This window comes from Spongiactinospora gelatinilytica (assembly GCF_003236385.1).
Taxonomy (GTDB): Bacteria; Actinomycetota; Actinomycetes; order Streptosporangiales; family Streptosporangiaceae; genus Spongiactinospora; species Spongiactinospora gelatinilytica.
Map to the genome: position 1 here is coordinate 1 of NZ_POUA01000137.1, position 17517 is coordinate 17517.

The following is a 17517-nucleotide window of genomic DNA, read 5'->3' on the forward strand; positions in this document are numbered from 1 at the left end:
GGGGGAGGCGGTGGTGGAGGTCGCGGACGAAGGACCGGGCCTGGCCGCGCCCGATGTGGAACGGATCTTCGAGCGGTTCTACCGGGCGGACCCGTCGCGTAGCCGGGCGGAGGGTGAGGGCGGTACCGGGCTGGGGCTGTCGATCGCGGCGGCCCTGGTGGAGGCCCATGGGGGGACCATCGGCGTGGACAGCGCGCCGGGGCGGGGGGCGGTGTTCCGCTTTCGGATCCCCGCTCTCCCGGACGCCGGTGAGCGATCTAGGCGGTGCCCGCCAGGAGGCGGCGGAACAGGCCGGACGCGGTGATCGCGCCGACGTAACGATCACCGTCGAGGACCGCCACCAGCGGGGTGTGCGACTGGGTCATCAGCGCGGCGATCTCCATCGCGGTGGCGTCGGGCTCCACGACGGCAAGGCTGATCTTCTCGTCCGGCAGGACGTCACGGACGCGTTTGCCGGCCAGCGTGGCGCACATCAGGTCGGCGTGCCGCTCGTCCACCACCCGGGCCAGCGCGAGGTCGGCCTGAATGTAGGGCGGCACCACCATCCGTAGGAGCTGCGAGCCGGGGAGGATGGCATGCGGACGCCCGTCGGGGTCCATCACGATCACCCCGACCAGCCGCTGCTCGGCCATCAGCCGTGCCGCGTCCATCGCGTCATCATCGATCCCGATGGTGGGGAACGGCTCCACCAGATCAGCAGCACGCACTCTGCGAAGGTAACACCGAATGCTGCTGGTTAGTGCGGCATCTACATCTTCTTGACGGCGGTCCTGGCGCTTCTGAGTCGGTACGTCGTACGGCAGAGCCCAGTGCCCGCCGCCCACCGCCGCCAGTGGCCCCCTTGTGCCCGGCGTTTCGCGTGCGCCGTGGTACCTCGCCGTTCCAGCACCGGCCAAAAAGCGCCCTTTCCGGCCCCCGCACCCTTGGCAAGCGGGCCGCCGCTACCCACTCCCGCCTACGGCGGCCCGCGCTCCGCGCACAATCGCCCTCGCTGACGCTCGGCCTGTTCTTCAGGGCCGGGCTTCGCCCGAGGGTCGCGCTCCGCGCAGGTGGCCGGGCTCCGCCCTAGGTGGTCGCGCGCCGCGCGCAATCGACCTCGCTGACGCTCGGCCTGTTCTTCCCCTGTCGGGCTCCGCCCGACGCTAGCGCCACCGACTACATCGGGAACCCAGGCACTCTGCCCGAAGACCGCCCACCATCGCCCGGCACCTGCCCTCCACCCTCACACCAGCGCGCACCATTAAGGGCAGTCTCCGCTTCCTGTAATTGTCACTTGAATGGGACTTAGGGAGATACCGTTTTCTGTAGTCCGCCATCACGGATACTGCAGCGAGTGGGTGAAATGTCCGTTTCTTTTGAAGTGCTCGAAATCCCTCACCTCGCCACGGAAACCCGCAGGTCACCGAGGGTGCTCCCCGCACGCGCGGGGATGGTCCGGCTTAGTAATTCGGCACGCCGCCGGGAAGTACGTGCTCCCCGCACGCGCGGGGATGGTCCCGACCGCTGGCACGAGGGCACCATCTTCGGCTGGTACTCCCCGCGCGCGGGGGGTTGGTCCGGGGCTGGTACGGCGGCGGTTGTAGCACCGAGGGCTCGTGGAGGACGGGCACCGCTTGAGATCGACCGCTCGTTGGCCTCTTCCGATACGACCGTGTACCACTCGCCCCAGGCGAGCCCTACTCAGTCACTCCCAGGACACCCGGCCATGCCCTTCTTCATCCGCGCCTTCTCCTCGGGAGTGAACTGCGGCGGGTCCGGCTGGGCCCAGGCGAGTACCTGACCCGGGGCCCACGGCACCGCGCTCTCGACGTACCACCCCCCAGGCACCTCCCGAGCCACCTCCGACTTCTCGCCCACCCTGAACTCCTCAATAGAACCCCCCCGCTTGGCCAGCGCCCCCCGTACCTCATCCACCGTCATGCCGCGAAACGGCACACAATGCAGCAACTCGCCCGCAGCATCCACTCTCCCTGAGAACTCGTACCGCTCACCAGCCCGCGCCGGCCGAGCAAAGCCGAGCTGCATACGGCCCTTGAAGTCCGCCGGAATCCGGAACGAGACCGTGCATCCGCCGCCAGGCGAGTCGCACCCCACCGACTCCTCCTTCACAGGCGTCGTGCCCTCCGCCGTCTCAGAGAACGCGAGCTGCCCCGCCACGCTCGGCGAGCCCGGCGCGGTGAACAGCTCGATGTCGAACCCGCGCGCCTTGAACTCGGACGTGAAGCGCTCAGGGTCGGCGTAAAGGTCCTTGACGGTGACGACCCAGTCGTCCCCCACCCGCTGGAACGCCAGTGCCGCGTTCGGCGCGATGCCGACCGGTGCGTCCGCAGGAACGAAGGCCAGTCCAACCACAACGGCGACCGCGCCCAGTACCGCCGCGAGAGGGATCACCACCGCCCGCCGTACCCGCCGCCGACCCCCTTTGACCGGCGTCGCGACGATCGTCTCGAACAGCGCCGCCACCTCCTCCCCAGGCTCCGCCGCCTGCGGAACCGGGTCGATGGCTGCCACCATACGGTCGATTCTGCTCACAGATTCTCTCCCCTCAGCTCCACGATCGCCTGGTCTTCCTCGACGGTGGCCAGCCCCAACGCCCTGGCCAGCCGCTTACGCGCGCGGTGCAACCGGATGCGGGCCGCCGTCCCCGTACAGCCGAGTACCTTGCCGATCTCCGGGCCGCTCAGCTCCTCCCAGCAGGCCAGCGCCAGCACTTCGCGGTCACGGACGGAAAGGTCGTCGAACGCCTCCCGCACATGGTCGAGCCCATCGCCCCTTGAGACGGGCCGCGTGGCCGACGCGTCCTTGAGCCGTTCGGTCAGCCCGGCCCGCCGGGACAGCGCGCGCCGCTGGTTGGCCAGGACGCGGCGGGCCACGCCGTACAGCCACAGGCGTGCCTGCTCGCCCTCGGGTACGTCGGCGATGCGCCGCCACGCCGTGAGGAACGTTTCGGACAGCACGTCCGCCGTGTCCTCAGGCGAGCCGGTACGGCGGGCGGCGTACTGATGGATGGCCGGGTAGTACGCGTGATAGATCGCCTCAAAGCGATCTCGCGCGCCCGGGGGATGGGTCACAGATGACGCTCCTCGCACCAAGATGTCAGGACACACCGGTACATGTCCGGCACCTTTTCCGAGCGTTTCACCTCACTGCCGGCCTACCAGCCGTGGGAGCTCAGCGGACGCTTGCCCCTCGCCGCCAGCCTCCGCCGGAGAGATCTACGTCGAAGCGGTTGATCACACCCGGCCTCCCTTCATTCGTTAAAGGCAGGGCGCGGCTGCACTGCCGCCACTAGGCTCCCTCCAGCCACCGTGGGGACAGAGGAAGGGCCGGTATGGCTGGGGAGACCCAGGAAGTTGAGGTCAAATATCGGGTTGCTGATCTTCGCATCCTGGAGGAATCCCTGGCCCGCCAAGGGGTGATCTTGTCGGCTCCGATACGACAGGACGATCAGGCGTACGCCGAGCCCGGGTGGACCTACGGGCAGAGCAAGATCGGAGTGGCGTTCGCGCGGCTGCGTACCCAGGACGGCCGACACTACTTCACGGTTAAGAAGCCACTCGCGAACGAGATGGCGTGTCTGGAACGGGAGACGGAGGTCGCCGATCGTGACCAGATGCACGAGGCGGTCATCGCGATGGGCTTCCGACCGACCGTGCGGATCGTGAAGTCCCGCCGCACCGCTCGTCTGGACGGTATGACCATCTGCGTGGACGAAGTGGAACACGCTGGGGTGTTCGTGGAGATCGACGTACGGTGGACGCTACGGAGTCCGGCACCGCCGTACAAGAGCAGTTGGACGCCTTCGCATGCTCCCTCGGCGTTCGGTTGCAGCGCACCACCGACACCTATGACTCCCTAGTCCGCGCCGCACTGACGCCTGCCTAGAACAGAGCGATCTCCTCCGGCTCAGCGGGATTCCGGCACGGCAGGCGCACAGCGCCGAGGTCCAATTCCAGCCGGACCGCTGCGTGATCAGTGAGCCCCAGTTCGCGGGTCTGGTGCAGGTAGGCACAGCCACTGATACGGCCTGTCAGGGCCGCGCCTACATGGAAGTAGTCGTAGCGGTAGCCCGCCCCGGTCCGGCCGATCCAGCTATGCGGGTGGGGTCCGGCCGGGAAGCAGTGATCGTAGGCGTCGATGAACCCCTGAGCGCTCAAAGTGTCCAACAGGCCGTACTCGAACGACAGGAACCCCGGGTAGGGCGGGGTATGCCCGGCAGCGATCACGTTGTAGTCGCCGCCGATCACCAGGTGGCCTCGCTGCTCGGCGGGCAGCTCGGCCACGGCTTTGAGCAGTGAGGCGATGAAAAGCTCCTTACGGGCGGTCTTGTCAGCGCTGCGGTCCCGGCTGGGCACATAAACGCTGAGAAACCAGGTGCGCGGGGTGGTGTCCAGGCCCGCGGCGGCCACTCGGCCGGGGATGCTGACCTCGGGAAGTAGCAGCGGCGGCCCGGCCAGGGCGATTCTGCTGACCAGCGCCGCTCCCCGCTCGCCGCCGTCCGGAGTCTTGACGACCGCGTACCCCGCCCGGCGGAACGCCTCCAGCAGGTAGGTGGTGCCAGAACCTGCGCTGGTTTCAGTCAGCAGAAAGACATCTTCGGGGCGGGCGGCGAGCCAGCGCAGCAGTACTTCGGCGCGCGCCATGGACGCGGCCCCGATGTTGACCGTCAACGCCGCGCCCATGTAACCCGCCGACCCTTCGTCTCAAGTTCTGAGCTGCTCCAGATGCCGCAGGAGCCGCGTCACCACACCATCCGGGTCCAAGCCGCGGCAGTCGATCAGTGCCTGTCGCCAACCGCGGGCGGCCAGGAAGGCGAACGCTTCCTCATACAGGGCGATTTCCTGCTCGGGGGAACCGGCGGCCTCCAGCCGCGAACGCCTGGCGCGCAGGTCCAGCCGCTGCCGCAGCACCTGTGGGGTGTGGTACAGGTAGAAGGATAGAGACGCAGGTGGCACATGAGCGTTGTAATGCCGACGGGCGCGACGATCTGGCTCGTGCCGGCGATGGAACAGGCGGCGGGCTGGCGCTGGGCGTTCGCCGTACTCGCGCTCGGCCCGCTGGCGGGCATCATGGCCATGGCCCGCCTGATCCGCCACCGCCACCGCAGCACCGGCAGCACGGCCGTGCCGCTGCCGGCGGACACCGTGACCTCCTGAGAGACCGCCGGCGGCGGACGGGGGGTGAAGGGGTGAAGGAGGGCGTCAGGCCGAGTACTTGCAGACCAGCGCCTGGCTCACGCCCTGGGAGTAGCCGACGATGGTGCGGTGGGGGAGCAGGAACTGGCAGGCCGCCCCCGGGTCTCCGGACCCGGTGCGGAAGAGTCCGGTGTGGTTGGTGCCGTAGCACATCAGGCTGCCGTTGTAGAAGCCGATCGAGGACAGGACGCTGATCTTGGCATGGCAATAATCGCCGAGCGAGTGCGGGCTGGCGACCCACTCTGCGACCGCTGCTTGACGGGCCTGCGCGGGCGTGGCGGAGACGGCGAGCGTGCCGAGGCAGGCGAGCGACGTGGCGGTGAGTGCGGCCAACCGGGCGATGCGTCGTGGCATGGTGAACCTCCATCGGGGATGCGTCGGACGACGACGCGGAAGGGGGGCGGGCGGGCACGGCGAGAGCGCGTCACCGGGTGAAGGATGGGTGCTGCGACGGGGACACGCTGTGGTGATCGAAGTATTAAATAGGAAACCTTCCTATGCAATGGGGGAGGCGATCATTTCAGGGCGGCCTTGCTCGTTGTCGTCGGCCGGTCAGGAAAGCCGCCCGGACGCTCAGGCCGGGCCGCTGCCAAGAGGGAGGCGGGCCCAAGGGGTCGGTGACCCGCATAGCGGCAGCAGCGGCCAGGACCCTATTGGGAAGCGCGGCCTTGGTGGCGGTCGCTCAGCGCTGGTGAGCCGCTTCCTACGCGAGTTCCAGGCAGGCGGTTTTTATTTCCGGTATAGGCCTTTATTGGCATCGGAAACAGGTATTCACCATGCCTTATAGCGAATGATGGGGATCAAGGGACAGGTGGGTGGGGTGGCGCTAGCATCGGCGCCATGCGTCTGGTGCGGAGTGCTCCTGTCGTGGTGATGGTCGTCGCGAGTGCCCTGGCGGTGGTGCCTGGGAGTCCGGCGGGGGCTCAAGAAACCATTGTGGCCGGGCGGGTCGTCGGGAACGGGACGGCGGGGAGCTGTACGTCGGAGGCCGTGGTGGCTGCAGTGGCGCGGGGCGGGTACATCACGTTCTCCTGTGGGCCCAGGCCGGTGACGATCGTGATGAAGGCCACCGCCAAAGTACGCAACACCAGCTCCCGGGTAGTGATCGACGGCGGCGGGAAAGTGACGCTCAGCGGTGCGGGTGTACGGCGGATTCTGCACATGAACACCTGCGACAAATCCCTCACCTGGACCACCTCGCACTGCAATGACCAGGCCACCCCGCACCTCACCGTGCAGAACATCACCTTCACCCGCGGAGACGCCACCGGGCAGCGCAAGGACGGCGGCGGCGGAGGGGCGATCTTCGTGCGCGGCGGGCGGTTCAATGTGGTCAATTCGCGTTTCACGCACAACCGATGTGACCCGACCGGGCCGGATCTCGGTGGCGCGGCGATCCGGGTGCTCGACCAATATCGCGACCGTCCGGTCAGCATCGTGAAGGGCGTCTTCTCGGGCGGCGTCTGCGCCAATGGCGGGGCGCTGAGCGGCCTGCACGTCTCGTTCCTGATCAAGAACAGCGTGCTGATCGGGAACCGGGCGATCGGGTACGGCGCCAACCCGGCACAACGCGGTACCCCCGGTGGTGGCAGCGGCGGGGCCATCTACACCGACGGCGATCGGTTCACCGTGCGGCTGGTCAACACGCGCGTCGAGAACAACTCCGCCAGGGAGGGCGGTGGCGCGATCTTCTTCGTCAGCAACGACCGCACCGGCACGCTCAGCATCGAACGCTCGACACTACGGCGCAACCGAAGTGCCAAGTTCGAGACGACCGGATATCCGGGGATCTTCTTCCTGGGCGCGGGCAAGCCGAAGGTGATCTCCTCGACCATCCGCTGAGGAATTCGGGCCTCAGGGACTCCAGACGACGAAGAGAAGGGCGAGAATTTCGTCGTCCGCGTCACGGGCCTCGAAACCGCGCAAGGTGTTATCCCATACCGGGAATGACAGCACATTCGCCCCGGAGGCCGGGTCCGCCAGATCGTCGGTCCAGTTGCCCCGTCTGGAAAGGGCCTCCTCGGAAAGCAACGCCCGTTCGATCCTGAGTATCGCCTCGCTCTTGTTCCCCCAGTGCGGGAGTGTCGCGCGTTCGGCTCCCACGCTCCACAGGCAGGCGTAGTCGCGGAAGTACGGGCCGTCGTCGTAGCCCTCGTCGTCCCACTGCGCGTCGGCGAGCCGATCCGCCGGCACGAGCGGCATGAACAGCGTGTTCACGTAGTAGCGCGGGGGTCCGCCCGTGTCGGAGAGGTCGTAGCGGTCGGTGCCCGCATAGACCGGATACCTGCCCGGTGGCACTGCGTGATAGAACGTGCCGTCCTTGGTGAGTTCGGGGGTGGACCAATTGACGTCGCCGTCGGTGGCGAGGTCGCCGGCCCGGTCGATCCATTGCGGCGGCGGCCCGAACACGTCTTCCAGCTCCAACTCCACCCAGGTCGTTCTGACGAATTCAGGAGTGAAAGCGTCCATATCCACGACGAGGACTCTCGCACATCGGCGTACCGCCATCAACTCGACGGTGAACTTTAATATACCGATAAACCGTGCTAATGGCAGATGTAGTCAATCGCCGACCGGCCGTGAGCCGGGTTTCGGCGCCCTTGGCCGCCTGTCGTGGCCGAAGTCGGCATCCGGTGAGGTGCAGGCGATTTGGGGCGTGTCGCGAAGGTTGATGTGGCTTACGATCGGTTTGTACGTCTCGCAGGGCGCCTGGGGGGGAATGCCGGCGGGACCGATGGTGTTGTCCGGTGTGTAGTTGAAAGTTCAACTTTGGGAGGGGTCATGCCCGCCATCACCGCCGATACGTTGACGCTGCCGCGCGTCACCCAGGCCGGACCCGCAGAGCAGCGGGCGGTGCTGTCCGTGACCACGGCCCCGAGCGGGTTCGAGGGCGAGGGATTCCCGGTGCGCCGGGCGTTCGCCGGCGTGCCCACCGCCGCACTCGACCCCTTCCTGCACATGGACCAGATGGGCGAGATCGAGTACGCGCCCGGCGAGCCCAAGGGGACGCCCTGGCACCCGCACCGCGGGTTCGAGACCGTCACCTACATCATCGACGGGATCTTCGAGCACCAGGACTCCAACGGCGGCGGCGGGACGATCACCAACGGTGACACCCAGTGGATGACCGCGGGCGCGGGCATCCTGCACATCGAAAAGCCGCCGGAGCACCTGGTGGTGTCCGGCGGGCTGTTCCACGGCATCCAACTGTGGGTCAACCTGCCGCGCGCGAACAAGTTCAACGCCCCGCGCTACCAGGACATCCGCGGTGGCGAGACGGTACTGCTGTCCTCCTCGGACGGCGGCGCGCTGCTCCGGGTGATCGCCGGTGACGTCGCGGGGCACAGCGGCCCCGGCGCGACGTTCACGCCGATCACGCTGGTCCACGCGACCGTCAGCCCGGGGGCGATGCTCGACCTGCCGTGGAGCCGGGAGTTCAACGCCCTTGCGTACGTCCTGGCCGGTCAGGGCGGCGTCGGCGGCGAGCGGCGGCCGGTGCGCAAGGGGCAACTGGCGGTGTTCGGGCCGGGCCAGGGACTGACCGTGGCGGCCGACACCAAGCAGCCCTCGGCCGAGCCAAACCTGGAGGTACTGCTGCTCGGCGGCCGGCCGATCAAGGAGCCGGTGGCGCAGTACGGCCCGTTCGTGATGAACACCAGGGCCGAACTCGTCCAGGCCATGGAGGACTACCAGGCCGGTCGGCTCGGCGTCATCCCGGCCCAGCACATGCCGCACGCCGGCCGCTGACCACCCGTCACGACCGCCCGCCGCAACTACGGATTGCCGTGATTCGGTAGCGTTGGGTGAGAGTCCTGCGGTACATGTTGTCCCGTCGATCCGGCGGTCAGGCGGGCGGGGCATGCGAAACGACGAGGCTCGGGAGAACGACGAGGCCCGGGAACAGGTCCGGCAGGGAGCGCGCGCGTGAGTCGCCCGGTTGCGGGCGCGATCCGCGGAGGAAGCGGCGCGGGCGATGCCGCGCGTGCTGCTGACCGGCCTGTGCGCCGGGACGCTCGCGCCCGTGGCGGTGGCGGGGCTGGAGTTGCCCGCCGTACTCGCCGCCGCGGGCGTCGTCGGCGGCGTCTCAAGATGGCGTTCAGCCCGGACGGCACGATCCTGGCCAGCGGCGGTTTCGACGCCACCCTGCGGCCGTGGCGGCTGAGCCGGGTCGCCGACCCGCTCGCGGATGTCTGCACCATCGCCCACCGCCCGTTCAGCCCTGAAGAACGGCGGCATCACGTGGCGGGAGAGGATCACCGCGCCATCCGTCCCTCCGCGCTGTAGCCGGTGGCCGTTTAGCATTCGAGGTGTCGATCACCGGCCCCCGGGAGTGCAATGTGGCACAGTCCATTCCCCATGACCGTCCCGAGCAGCTCAAGCAGATCCAGAGCGGGCTCATGCCCGGCGAGCAGATCATCGCCGTCTACGACGCGATCGGCGCAGGGACAGGGTTCCTCGGGCTCACCAACCAGCGGGTCATCGTCCAGGACAAGTCGTTCGTGGGCAAGAAGATCGCGATCACCAGCATTCCGTACTCGAAGATCACGAGCGTGAGCGTGGTCAGTAACAAGTCCTGGGCGGGGTCGTTCTTCTCCTCCGGCTCGATCGCGCTCAATGTGGGCACGCACGTGTACGAGGTCGAGTTCCGGGGTGATGAGAAGAGCCACCACGTACACAACGTGATCCTGCACTTCATCGCCCAGTCCTGACGCTCTGAGGTCAGGCGCCGAAGGCGTGGGCGAGCGGCGGGAGGACGGCCTGTGCGTCGGCCCCGGTGAACCAGAGGCCGATCATGAAGGCGGCGGTGGCCTCCTGCAGGCCGGTGCGGGCCAGGCCGTCGCCGTCCAGGGGGTCGCAGCCGAGGTCGCGGACCAGCCGCCGGGTCAGTTCGGTCGCGGCCGGGTCGTCGCCGCAGACCGGTACGGCCAGCTCCCGCCCGCCGAACACCGGTGGCGTCATCCGCCACACGTCCTCGTGGCACAGGTCGAACGCCTTCACGACCCGTGCCCCCGGCGCGGCTTCGGCGATCTGCCGGGCGGCGGACGGTCCGCCTTCGTTCAGCAGTACGCCCTGATCGATCGGGTTGACGCAGTCGATGACGGCCTTTCCGGCGAGCGCGGGGGCGGCGGTCCGGACCACGTCCAGGACGCCCTCTTAGCGGATCGCCACCAGTACGGCTTCGCCGAAGCCGGCCGCCTCGGCGAACGAGCCCGCCCCGGCGGCGGGCCCGATCCGCCGGGCGAGGGCCGCGGCCTTGCCCGCGTCCCTGCTCGACACCATGATCTCGTGCCCGGCCCTGGCCCACTGGCCGCCGAGAGCGTCGGCCATGCCGCCCGCGCCGAGAATGCCGATACGCATTTGTCCTCCTCAGATCGGGTTCACTGGGGATGACGATAAGAAGCGTGATAGGCACCGATTGGTGTGTGATGTGGGGGTAGCTTCAGATGCTTTCCGGTGCCGCGACGGAGGCGCCCTTTCTTGCCGACTGCCGGGCTCGCCTGGCCTTCCAGCTGATGTCCAACACCTGGAGCGCGGTCACCGTCTGGGCGCTGCGGCACCGGCCGTACCGGCCGGGGGAACTGCGCGCGACCGGCCGGGGGAGCTGCGCGCGCGGATCGGCGGGATCAGCCCGAAGGTGCTGAACGAGACCTTGCGCCGCCTTGAGTACCACGGGCTGGTGGCCCGGACGGTCTACGCGGAGTCGCCGCCCCGGGTGGAGTACGCGCTGACCGGGCTCGGCCGCAGTCTGCTCGGGCCGATCGAGTCGTTCGGGCTGTGGGCGGAACAGCACGGTGACGCCGTGCTCGCGGCCCAGGCCGCCCACGAGGAACGGTACGGCTGAACGGGCGTGCCGGAGGGAGAAGCGGGTAGGCGTCCACGTTCAGGGCTTATCGGCGGCGGCAGGCGCCTGAGGACAGAGCTTCAGGATTGAGGAGGAGCCGATGCTCGACCACCTGGTGTACGCCACACCGGATCTCGACGCGACGGTCGCCGAACTCGCCGACCGGCTCGGAGTACGCGCCGCCGAGGGCGGCAGGCACCTCGGGTACGGCACCCACAACCGGCTGATCGGCCTGGGCGGGCGGCGGTACCTGGAGATCGTCGGGCCCGACCCGGAGCAACCGGCGCCGGCCGCGGGCCGGTGGTTCGGGGTGGACGCGCTGGCCGGGGCCTCACTGACCACCTGGGCGGTGGCGGCGACCGACATCGAGGAGCAGGCGGGCAAGGCCAGGGCCGAGGGCTACGACCTGGGTGAGGTGCTGGAGATGAGCCGCGCGTCCGCGAACGGGGCCGCGATCCTCGAATGGCGGCTGACCCCGCCGCGCGCCGGGAGCATCGTGCCGTTCCTGATCCAGTGGGGGAGCACCGCGCACCCGGGCGCGTCGGGGCTCCCTCCGGTACGGCTGGTTTCGTTCGCCGCCGGACATCCCAACCCGGCGACGGTCCGCGACGACCTGGCCATGGTCGGCGTCGGCCTGGACGTCTTCCCCAGCGCCCGCCCCATGCTGGTCGCCGTCGTCGAGGGCCGCCGCGGCCCGGTCCGCCTGGTGACCGCCTGAACCATCACGCCCGCCGGCCGTTCCCGGTACGGCGGCCTTGGCCGTACGGCAGGGTCCGGTACGGCTGGCCTGGTTCGCGCGGTCGCTGCCGCCGCCGATGCGGCGCGGTGGCCCGCCTGGTAGCACCATCACGCCCGGTACGGCGGCCCGGCCGTGCGGCTGGTGGCGGGGGGAGGCGCCGTTAGGCGCGGTGTTCGGGGTGGCGTTCCTGCTGGTTGTCCTGCAAGGGGTCGGCGACCGGGTTGGGGGCGGCGTCGAGTTGGCGAGGCCCTGTGGTGGCTTCTGGGGCGGTGGCGTCGGCCACGGCCTCTTCGGCGGCCCGGGCCGCGCGGGCGGCCTCGGCCGCCGCTGCCGAGGCGGCCTCGGACGCGCCGCTGGTGGCGCTCTCGCGGGTCGCCTCCGACGGCGGGAGCGCCTGGGTGAACGCCTTGGAGACGCCCTGCAACGCCGAGGTCACCTCACTCGGAATGACCCAGAACGTGTTGTTCTCGCCCTGCGCGAGCTGCGGCAGCACCTGGAGGTACTGGTAGGCGAGCAGCTTGGGGTCGGGGTCGTTGCGGTGGACGGCCTGGAAGACCTGGTCGATCGCCTGGGACTGGCCCTCCGCCTTCAGGATTGCGGCGGTGCGCTCACCCTCGGCGCGCAGGATGTTGCTCTGCTTCTCACCTTCGGCGGTGAGGATCTGGGACTGCCGCTGGCCTTCGGCGTTGAGGATGGCGGCGCGCTTGTCCCGCTCGGCGCGCATCTGCTTCTCCATCGCGTCCTTGATCGTCTTGGGCGGGTCGATCGCCTTGATCTCGACGCGGTTGACGCGGATGCCCCACTTGCCGGTGGCCTCGTCCAGCACCCCGCGGAGCTGGCTGTTGATGGTGTCGCGGGAGGTGAGCGTGCTCTCCAGGTCCATCGAGCCGATGACGTTACGCAGCGTCGTGACGGTGAGCTGCTCGATCGCCTGGATGTAGTTGGCGATCTCGTAGGCCGCCGCCCGGGGGTCGGTGACCTGGAAGTAGAGCACGGTGTCGATCTCGACGACCAGGTTGTCCTCGGTGATCACCGGCTGCGGGCGGAAGGACACCACCTGCTCGCGCAGGTCGATCATCGGATAGACCCGGTCGATGTAGGGGATCACGAAGTTCATGCCGGGCTTCAGCGTGCGGCTGTAGCGGCCGAGCCGTTCGACGTTCCTCGCCCGGGCCTGCGGCACGATGCGGATCGACTTGAGCACCGTGATCACGACGAACAGGACGATGACGGCGCCGACTATGAGCAGGGGATCCATGTGTTCACTCCCGCGGATATACGAGGGCCGTTGCGCCCTCGATCTTCAACACGTCTACGGTCGCGCCCTCCGGGATGACGAGGGTTTCGTCATAGGCGCGGGCCGACCATTCCTCTCCGCCGATCTGTACCCGCCCGGCGCGCCCGGTTACCTCGGCGACGACGTACGCGGTCTGCCCCACCAGGGCCTCGACCCCGAAGCGCTGTGCCCGGGGAGGCTGGCGCAGGTGGCGGGCGACGATCGGGCGGACCAGCATAAGCCCGGCGGCGCTGGCCAAAGTGAACACCACAAGCTGGAAAGGAACGGGCAGGCCCAGCGCGGCGGCGATGGCAGTGATCACGGCGGCTCCCCCGAGCAGCCCCAGGGCGGCCGTCATCGTCAGGATCTCGGCGGCGCCCAGGACCACGGCGAGGATCAACCAGATGACCCAGTCGTCCATGCTTCGGCCCTCCTGTGGGGTTCAACGCGCGGGGGCGCGTAAAAGTTCCCCGGACGTCTACGGTAACGCCGGTGGCGTGGACGTCGGAACGTTCGTGATCAGCCCGTCATATGCCGTTCATCAGGCGTCTCGCGCGGGCAGGATCGTTCCGGACACCTCGCCCAAGGAGATCCGCCCCCCGTCCGCTCCCGGAGCGGTCGCGGTGATCGTCACCGTGTCGCCGTCCTCCAGGAAGGTCCGCGTCTCGCCGCCGGGGAGCTTGATCGGCTCGGCGCCGTTCCAGGTGAGTTCGAGCAGCGAGCCGCGCTGCCCCGGCTCCTGGCCGGACACCGTGCCGCTGGCGAACAGGTCGCCGGTGCGCAGCGAGGCTCCGTTGACGGTCAGGTGGGCGAGCATCTGGTCCGGAGTCCAGTACATCTCCCGGTACGGCGGGCGCGTGACCGGCTCGCCGTTCAGCTCCACGACCAGCGCGAGGTCCAACCCCCAGGGGGCCGACCGCCGCAGGTAATCCACAGGCTGTGGATCCTGCTCCCGCCCGGGCACCCGCGCCGCTTCGAGCGCCGCCAGCGGCGTCACCCACGGCGAGATCGACGTGGCGAACGACTTGCCCAGGAACGGCCCCAGCGGCACGTACTCCCACGCCTGGATGTCCCTGGCGCTCCAGTCGTTGAGCAGCGTGACGCCGAAGACGTGGTCGGCGAACGCCCCGGCGGGCGTACCGAACGCGCTCGGCGCGCCCACCACGTACCCGAGTTCGGCCTCGATGTCGAGTTTGGCCGTCGGGCCCACGTCACCGGCCTTGCGCTGCCCGTTGGGCCGGGTGACCGGGGTGCCGGACACCACGACCGTGCCGGCCCGCCCGTGGTAGCCGACCGGCAGGTGCCGCCAGTTCGGCTTCAGCGGCTCCTGGTCGGGGCGGAACATCCGGCCGACGTTGGAGGCGTGCTCCAGCGAGCAGTAGAAGTCGACGTAGTCGGCGACCTCGACCGGCAGCAGCATGGTGACCTGGTGCAACGGGATCAGGTGCCGGTCCTCGCCGGCGGCCAGCAGGTCGCGCACCCGCCCGCGGGTGTCGTCCCAGAAGGCGCGCCCGCGCGCCAGGAACGGGTTGAGGCTGCCCGCCGCGAACACCTCGTCGCCCAGCGCCGCCGCCAGGTCCAGGACGTGATCGCCGAATCTGACGCCCGCCCGCGGCGGCTCGCCGCTGGGGGCGAACACCCCGTAGGGCAGGTTGTCCAGGCCGAAGCCGGGCGTCGGGATGGTCACCGAGACTCCTTCGCGCGCGTGATACGGGGGATCAGGCCGAGTTCGGCCAGGTCGTCAAGGGGGGTGGAGGTGGAACACGAGCCGTAGGAGACGAGCAGATCCCTGGTCCGCTCGGCGGTCTCCTCCGTCGTCGCCTGCGCCAGGGCGACGAGCTCGGCGGGGTCGCCCAGCTCCAGGACCGGCACCGGATCGCGACCCTCGACGGCGGCGCTCACCGCGAGCACGAGGTTGAGGAACCCGTGCCGGTAGACGCCGAAGGACGGGTCGGGGTGGCGTACCGCGTGGTGCAGCCCGGCGGTCGCCTTGAACGGGATGCCGTCGCGGACGCAGTGCCGGATGAACGCGCCCAGCTCGTGCGTGCTCGGGAACGCCTCGGGCGTCAGGCCGCCGCAGCGGACCTTCAGCCCGACCCCGGCGGTCACCTGGGCGGGCGGCGAGCCCGCCGGGACCTCGACGAACAGCCGGGCGTCCGGGGGCAGCCAGGGCACCAGCCGTTCGCCGCGCGGGCCGGGCACCAGCGCGCCCGACGGCATCTTGAGCTCCACGAGCTCCACCGTCAGGCCGTCGAGGTCGGGCGGCTGGTCGGTGTCCATGATCAGGCCGAGCCGGATGTCCCCGGGCTCGTGCCGCAGCAGGTCGGGCACCCGGCTGGCCGGGCACAGGAACCGGTGGGTGAGCACCGGGCTGCCGGCCGCCTGGTCGGCCTGATGCCTGGCCAGGGCGTCGCCCATGGGCAGCGAGGTGGGCGGGAACAGTCCGGCGTCGTCCACCAGATCCGTAAAGAGCCGGTTCATCCCGTACTCCAACATGTCGTCAACGGGCCCAAGTCCAAGCGTAGGCCGAATCCTCACAGGCCGGCGCGGCGGGGCCGAGATCCAGCGGGCGGAAGGTGTCGATCATCACGGCCAGCTCGCTGGTGGTGCTGACCCCACGGGACACCGCCTCCACGACCGCCTCGACCGCGCCCGGCTGCGGCCCGTGCGTGAACCCGGCCGGGTGCAGCGAGATGGACCCGATGTCGATGCCGGAGCCCTTGCGGGCGCTGTAGTCGCCGCCCACGTAGAACATGAACTCGTCGGAGTCCACGTTGTGGTGGTTGTAGGGGATCGGTACCGCCTCGGGGTGGAAGTCCAGCGGGCGCGGGCAGAACGAGCAGATCACGAACCCCGGGCCCTCGAACGTCTGGTGGACGGGCGGCGGCGCGTGCGTGCGCTTCACGATCGGCTCGAAGTCGGCGATGTTGAAGGCGTACGGGTACAGGAAGCCGTCCCAGCCCACGACGTCGAACGGGTGGTTCTTGTAGGTGAGCCGGGTCAGCCCGCCCCGGGTGCGGACCAGCACCGGCACATCGGTGCCCTCCCGCTGGAGCGGCTCGGCGGGCGCGCGCAGGTCGCGCTCGCTGTAGGGGGCGTGCTCCAGGAACTGCCCGTACTGCGACAGGTAGCGCTTGGGCGGGCGGATGTGCCCGGCGGCCTGTACGGCGAGCACCGTCACCGGCTCGCCCGCGGGGACCCACCGGTGGATGGTGCCGGTCGGGATCACCAGGTAGTCGCCGGGACCCGCGTCGATCGCCCCGTAGGTGGTCTCCAGCCGGACCTGGCCGCTCTGGACGTAGACGCACTCGTCGCCCATGGAGTTGCGGTACAGCTCGCTCGCGCTGCGCGCCGAAGCGTACGAAATGCGGACATCCGCGTTGCCCGCCAGCAGGTGCCGGCCGGTGACGAGGTCGCCGGTCTCGGGGAGTTCGGTGGTGCGGAAGTGGCGCGGCGACAGCGGCAGGTTGGGCGCCAGCCCGGTGCGCGGCTCCTCGGCGACCGCCTCGGACTTGAGGATCGCGGTGGGCAGATGCCGGTGGTAGAGCAGCGAGGAGTCGGAGGAGAAGCCCTCCTCGCCCATCAGCTCCTCGGCGTACAGGCCGCCGTCCGGCCGCCTGAACTGGACATGGCGCTTACGTGGTACCTCGCCGACGACTCGGTAATACGGCATGCCTGTCAACTCCGGGCTCGTCCGTTTATCGGACACGTATGTCCTATATACGTACGACCCTCTGATGTTGGCAAAGGATTGTCAAGCGAGCGCCCGGGACAGCTCCTCGGCGGCGGCCAGTACCCGCGGCCCGGCCACGGCGGAGTCCAGCGGCCCGAACGTGACCACCCCGACCGACGCCTCCAGCCCCGGCGGGCCGCCCAGCGGCGCGGCCAGGCCGCGCGCCCCCTCCTGGAGCTGGCCCTCGGTGACCTGGTAGCCGCCCCGGCCCTCGCGCAGCGCGAGGATCGCCAGCCCCGCCGCGCCGCTGGTCAGCGGATGCCGGGCGCCCTCCCGGTAGGCCACGTGCATGTCGGTCCAGGACGGCTCCACCACCGCCACGGCCAGCCCGTCGTCCCCCTCGGCCACGGTCAGGTGCGCGGTCGCGCCCGCGCCCTCGGCCAGGGCGCGCAGCGTGGGCAGCGCCGCCGCGCGCAGCAGCGGATGCACCGCCCGCGCCAGTGCCAGCACGCCGAACCCCAGATGCACCCGGCCGCGCCCGTCGCGGCGGGCGAACCCCTCGCTCTGCAACGTGGTCAGCAGCCGGTAGAACACCGGGCGGCTCAGCCCGAGCGCGCCGGCCAGCTCCGAGGGCGTGCGCCCGCCGTGCCCGTCCGCGAGCAGCCGCAACAGCCGTAGCCCGCGTTCCATGGTCTGTGACGACTCCGCCATTGTTCGATTATGGAAGGCATGAGGTCGGTGGTGGTGGCAGGGGCGGGCATCTGGGGCGCGTCGGTGGCGCTGGCCCTGGCC

General features: G+C 69.7%; 24 protein-coding genes. 9 read left to right on the forward strand and 15 right to left on the reverse strand.

Annotated features, from left to right (window positions below; all coding sequences use genetic code 11):
* On the forward strand, positions 1-304 hold a 304-nt coding region (locus tag C1I98_RS18350; protein ID WP_146607502.1), incomplete at its 5' end, for an ATP-binding protein.
* On the opposite strand, the gene C1I98_RS18355 is transcribed toward C1I98_RS18350, so the two are convergent.
* From C1I98_RS18355 to C1I98_RS18365, 3 genes are all read right to left on the reverse strand, one after another.
* Positions 258-707, reverse strand: coding sequence for a CBS domain-containing protein (locus C1I98_RS18355; RefSeq protein ID WP_111168677.1), 450 nt, complete (start codon positions 705-707; stop codon positions 258-260). The two genes, C1I98_RS18350 and C1I98_RS18355, sit on opposite strands and share 47 nt — an antisense overlap.
* A 973-nt stretch (positions 708-1680) precedes the next feature.
* Entirely contained in the window at positions 1681-2532 is an 852-nt protein-coding gene (locus C1I98_RS18360) for a hypothetical protein (RefSeq protein WP_111168678.1), read from the reverse strand.
* Positions 2529-3071, reverse strand: a complete 543-nt coding sequence (locus tag C1I98_RS18365) for an RNA polymerase sigma factor (RefSeq protein WP_111168679.1) — start codon at positions 3069-3071, stop codon at positions 2529-2531. The genes C1I98_RS18360 and C1I98_RS18365 overlap by 4 nt, the downstream gene beginning before the upstream one ends.
* Positions 3072-3331: 260 nt before the next feature.
* Here C1I98_RS18365 and C1I98_RS18370 point away from each other — a divergent pair, with 260 nt between their 5' ends.
* Positions 3332-3859: a class IV adenylate cyclase gene (locus C1I98_RS18370; RefSeq protein WP_306461898.1), complete on the forward strand. Its 528-nt coding sequence runs from the start codon at positions 3332-3334 to the stop codon at positions 3857-3859.
* Between the two features lie 22 nt (positions 3860-3881).
* Here C1I98_RS18370 and C1I98_RS18375 read toward each other — a convergent pair whose 3' ends face one another.
* The gene (locus C1I98_RS18375; RefSeq protein ID WP_111168680.1) at positions 3882-4682 is read right to left on the reverse strand and encodes an endonuclease/exonuclease/phosphatase family protein; all 801 of its coding nucleotides are present in this window, start codon (positions 4680-4682) and stop codon (positions 3882-3884) included.
* Positions 4683-4703: 21 nt separating this feature from the next.
* Positions 4704-4910 carry a hypothetical protein gene (locus C1I98_RS18380; RefSeq protein WP_146607503.1) on the reverse strand — a complete coding sequence of 69 codons (207 nt, stop codon included), beginning with the start codon at positions 4908-4910 and terminating at the stop codon, positions 4704-4706.
* A 45-nt stretch (positions 4911-4955) separates the two neighbouring features.
* Between C1I98_RS18380 and C1I98_RS18385 the strand changes: the two genes are divergently transcribed.
* On the forward strand, positions 4956-5156 hold the full coding sequence (locus tag C1I98_RS18385) for a hypothetical protein (protein ID WP_146607504.1): 201 nt from the start codon (positions 4956-4958) through the stop codon (positions 5154-5156).
* A gap of 45 nt (positions 5157-5201) precedes the next feature.
* On the opposite strand, the gene C1I98_RS18390 is transcribed toward C1I98_RS18385, so the two are convergent.
* Positions 5202-5549: a hypothetical protein gene (locus C1I98_RS18390; protein ID WP_146607505.1), complete on the reverse strand. Its 348-nt coding sequence runs from the start codon at positions 5547-5549 to the stop codon at positions 5202-5204.
* 639 nt (positions 5550-6188) lie between these two features.
* Here C1I98_RS18390 and C1I98_RS18395 point away from each other — a divergent pair.
* Entirely contained in the window at positions 6189-7037 is an 849-nt protein-coding gene (locus tag C1I98_RS18395) for a hypothetical protein (RefSeq protein ID WP_199537027.1), read from the forward strand.
* 12 nt (positions 7038-7049) lie between these two features.
* Here the strand turns inward: C1I98_RS18395 and C1I98_RS18400 are convergent, their stop codons facing one another.
* Positions 7050-7625 carry a hypothetical protein gene (locus tag C1I98_RS18400; protein WP_111168684.1) on the reverse strand — a complete coding sequence of 192 codons (576 nt, stop codon included), beginning with the start codon at positions 7623-7625 and terminating at the stop codon, positions 7050-7052.
* Between the two features lie 351 nt (positions 7626-7976).
* Here C1I98_RS18400 and C1I98_RS18405 point away from each other — a divergent pair, with 351 nt between their 5' ends.
* The 3 genes from C1I98_RS18405 (at position 7977) to C1I98_RS18415 (ending at position 9904) form a co-directional block, all read left to right on the forward strand.
* Positions 7977-8942: a pirin family protein gene (locus C1I98_RS18405; RefSeq protein ID WP_111168685.1), complete on the forward strand. Its 966-nt coding sequence runs from the start codon at positions 7977-7979 to the stop codon at positions 8940-8942.
* A 342-nt stretch (positions 8943-9284) separates the two neighbouring features.
* Positions 9285-9479 carry a WD40 repeat domain-containing protein gene (locus C1I98_RS18410; protein WP_111168686.1) on the forward strand — a complete coding sequence of 65 codons (195 nt, stop codon included), beginning with the start codon at positions 9285-9287 and terminating at the stop codon, positions 9477-9479.
* A gap of 53 nt (positions 9480-9532) precedes the next feature.
* Positions 9533-9904: a PH domain-containing protein gene (locus C1I98_RS18415; RefSeq protein ID WP_111168693.1), complete on the forward strand. Its 372-nt coding sequence runs from the start codon at positions 9533-9535 to the stop codon at positions 9902-9904.
* A 10-nt stretch (positions 9905-9914) separates the two neighbouring features.
* Here the strand turns inward: C1I98_RS18415 and C1I98_RS18420 are convergent, their stop codons facing one another.
* Both C1I98_RS18420 and C1I98_RS43980 read right to left on the reverse strand, forming a co-directional pair.
* Positions 9915-10334 carry an NADPH-dependent F420 reductase gene (locus C1I98_RS18420; protein WP_233507972.1) on the reverse strand — a complete coding sequence of 140 codons (420 nt, stop codon included), beginning with the start codon at positions 10332-10334 and terminating at the stop codon, positions 9915-9917.
* A 15-nt stretch (positions 10335-10349) separates the two neighbouring features.
* Positions 10350-10553 (reverse strand): NAD(P)-binding domain-containing protein, encoded by a 204-nt coding sequence (locus tag C1I98_RS43980; RefSeq protein WP_233507973.1) that lies wholly within the window; start codon positions 10551-10553, stop codon positions 10350-10352.
* A 277-nt stretch (positions 10554-10830) separates the two neighbouring features.
* Between C1I98_RS43980 and C1I98_RS43985 the strand changes: the two genes are divergently transcribed.
* Both C1I98_RS43985 and C1I98_RS18430 read left to right on the forward strand, forming a co-directional pair.
* Complete coding sequence (locus tag C1I98_RS43985; RefSeq protein WP_233507974.1) at positions 10831-11037, forward strand: winged helix-turn-helix transcriptional regulator; 207 nt, start codon at positions 10831-10833, stop codon at positions 11035-11037.
* 100 nt (positions 11038-11137) lie between these two features.
* The gene (locus C1I98_RS18430) at positions 11138-11755 is read left to right on the forward strand and encodes a VOC family protein (protein WP_111168687.1); all 618 of its coding nucleotides are present in this window, start codon (positions 11138-11140) and stop codon (positions 11753-11755) included.
* A 181-nt stretch (positions 11756-11936) separates the two neighbouring features.
* Here the strand turns inward: C1I98_RS18430 and C1I98_RS18435 are convergent, their stop codons facing one another.
* From C1I98_RS18435 to C1I98_RS18460, 6 genes are all read right to left on the reverse strand, one after another.
* On the reverse strand, positions 11937-13034 hold the full coding sequence (locus C1I98_RS18435) for an SPFH domain-containing protein (protein WP_111168688.1): 1098 nt from the start codon (positions 13032-13034) through the stop codon (positions 11937-11939).
* 4 nt (positions 13035-13038) lie between these two features.
* Positions 13039-13473, reverse strand: a complete 435-nt coding sequence (locus tag C1I98_RS18440; protein ID WP_111168689.1) for an NfeD family protein — start codon at positions 13471-13473, stop codon at positions 13039-13041.
* A gap of 120 nt (positions 13474-13593) precedes the next feature.
* Positions 13594-14739, reverse strand: a complete 1146-nt coding sequence (gene fahA / locus C1I98_RS18445) for a fumarylacetoacetase (RefSeq protein ID WP_111168690.1) — start codon at positions 14737-14739, stop codon at positions 13594-13596.
* Positions 14736-15533, reverse strand: coding sequence for a hypothetical protein (locus C1I98_RS18450; protein WP_111168694.1), 798 nt, complete (start codon positions 15531-15533; stop codon positions 14736-14738). The genes fahA and C1I98_RS18450 overlap by 4 nt, the downstream gene beginning before the upstream one ends.
* A 19-nt stretch (positions 15534-15552) precedes the next feature.
* Positions 15553-16725, reverse strand: a complete 1173-nt coding sequence (locus tag C1I98_RS18455; RefSeq protein WP_111168691.1) for a homogentisate 1,2-dioxygenase — start codon at positions 16723-16725, stop codon at positions 15553-15555.
* A gap of 81 nt (positions 16726-16806) precedes the next feature.
* Positions 16807-17436: an IclR family transcriptional regulator gene (locus C1I98_RS18460; RefSeq protein WP_111168692.1), complete on the reverse strand. Its 630-nt coding sequence runs from the start codon at positions 17434-17436 to the stop codon at positions 16807-16809.
* Between the last annotated feature and the right edge of the window lie 81 nt (positions 17437-17517).

What these genes read in the sequence shown, in the direction of transcription:
- C1I98_RS18460 (WP_111168692.1), bottom strand. Translation starts at nt 17,436, where the DNA reads ATGGCGGAGTCGTCACAGACCATGGAACGCGGGCTACGGCTGTTGCGG.
- C1I98_RS18370 (WP_306461898.1), top strand. Translation starts at nt 3,332, where the DNA reads ATGGCTGGGGAGACCCAGGAAGTTGAGGTCAAATATCGGGTTGCTGAT.
- C1I98_RS18430 (WP_111168687.1), top strand. Translation starts at nt 11,138, where the DNA reads ATGCTCGACCACCTGGTGTACGCCACACCGGATCTCGACGCGACGGTC.
- C1I98_RS18455 (WP_111168691.1), bottom strand. Translation starts at nt 16,725, where the DNA reads ATGCCGTATTACCGAGTCGTCGGCGAGGTACCACGTAAGCGCCATGTC.
- C1I98_RS18410 (WP_111168686.1), top strand. Translation starts at nt 9,285, where the DNA reads ATGGCGTTCAGCCCGGACGGCACGATCCTGGCCAGCGGCGGTTTCGAC.
- C1I98_RS18450 (WP_111168694.1), bottom strand. Translation starts at nt 15,533, where the DNA reads ATGAACCGGCTCTTTACGGATCTGGTGGACGACGCCGGACTGTTCCCG.
- C1I98_RS18390 (WP_146607505.1), bottom strand. Translation starts at nt 5,549, where the DNA reads ATGCCACGACGCATCGCCCGGTTGGCCGCACTCACCGCCACGTCGCTC.
- C1I98_RS18385 (WP_146607504.1), top strand. Translation starts at nt 4,956, where the DNA reads ATGAGCGTTGTAATGCCGACGGGCGCGACGATCTGGCTCGTGCCGGCG.
- C1I98_RS43980 (WP_233507973.1), bottom strand. Translation starts at nt 10,553, where the DNA reads ATGCGTATCGGCATTCTCGGCGCGGGCGGCATGGCCGACGCTCTCGGC.
- C1I98_RS18435 (WP_111168688.1), bottom strand. Translation starts at nt 13,034, where the DNA reads ATGGATCCCCTGCTCATAGTCGGCGCCGTCATCGTCCTGTTCGTCGTG.
- C1I98_RS18440 (WP_111168689.1), bottom strand. Translation starts at nt 13,473, where the DNA reads ATGGACGACTGGGTCATCTGGTTGATCCTCGCCGTGGTCCTGGGCGCC.
- C1I98_RS18375 (WP_111168680.1), bottom strand. Translation starts at nt 4,682, where the DNA reads ATGGGCGCGGCGTTGACGGTCAACATCGGGGCCGCGTCCATGGCGCGC.
- C1I98_RS18405 (WP_111168685.1), top strand. Translation starts at nt 7,977, where the DNA reads ATGCCCGCCATCACCGCCGATACGTTGACGCTGCCGCGCGTCACCCAG.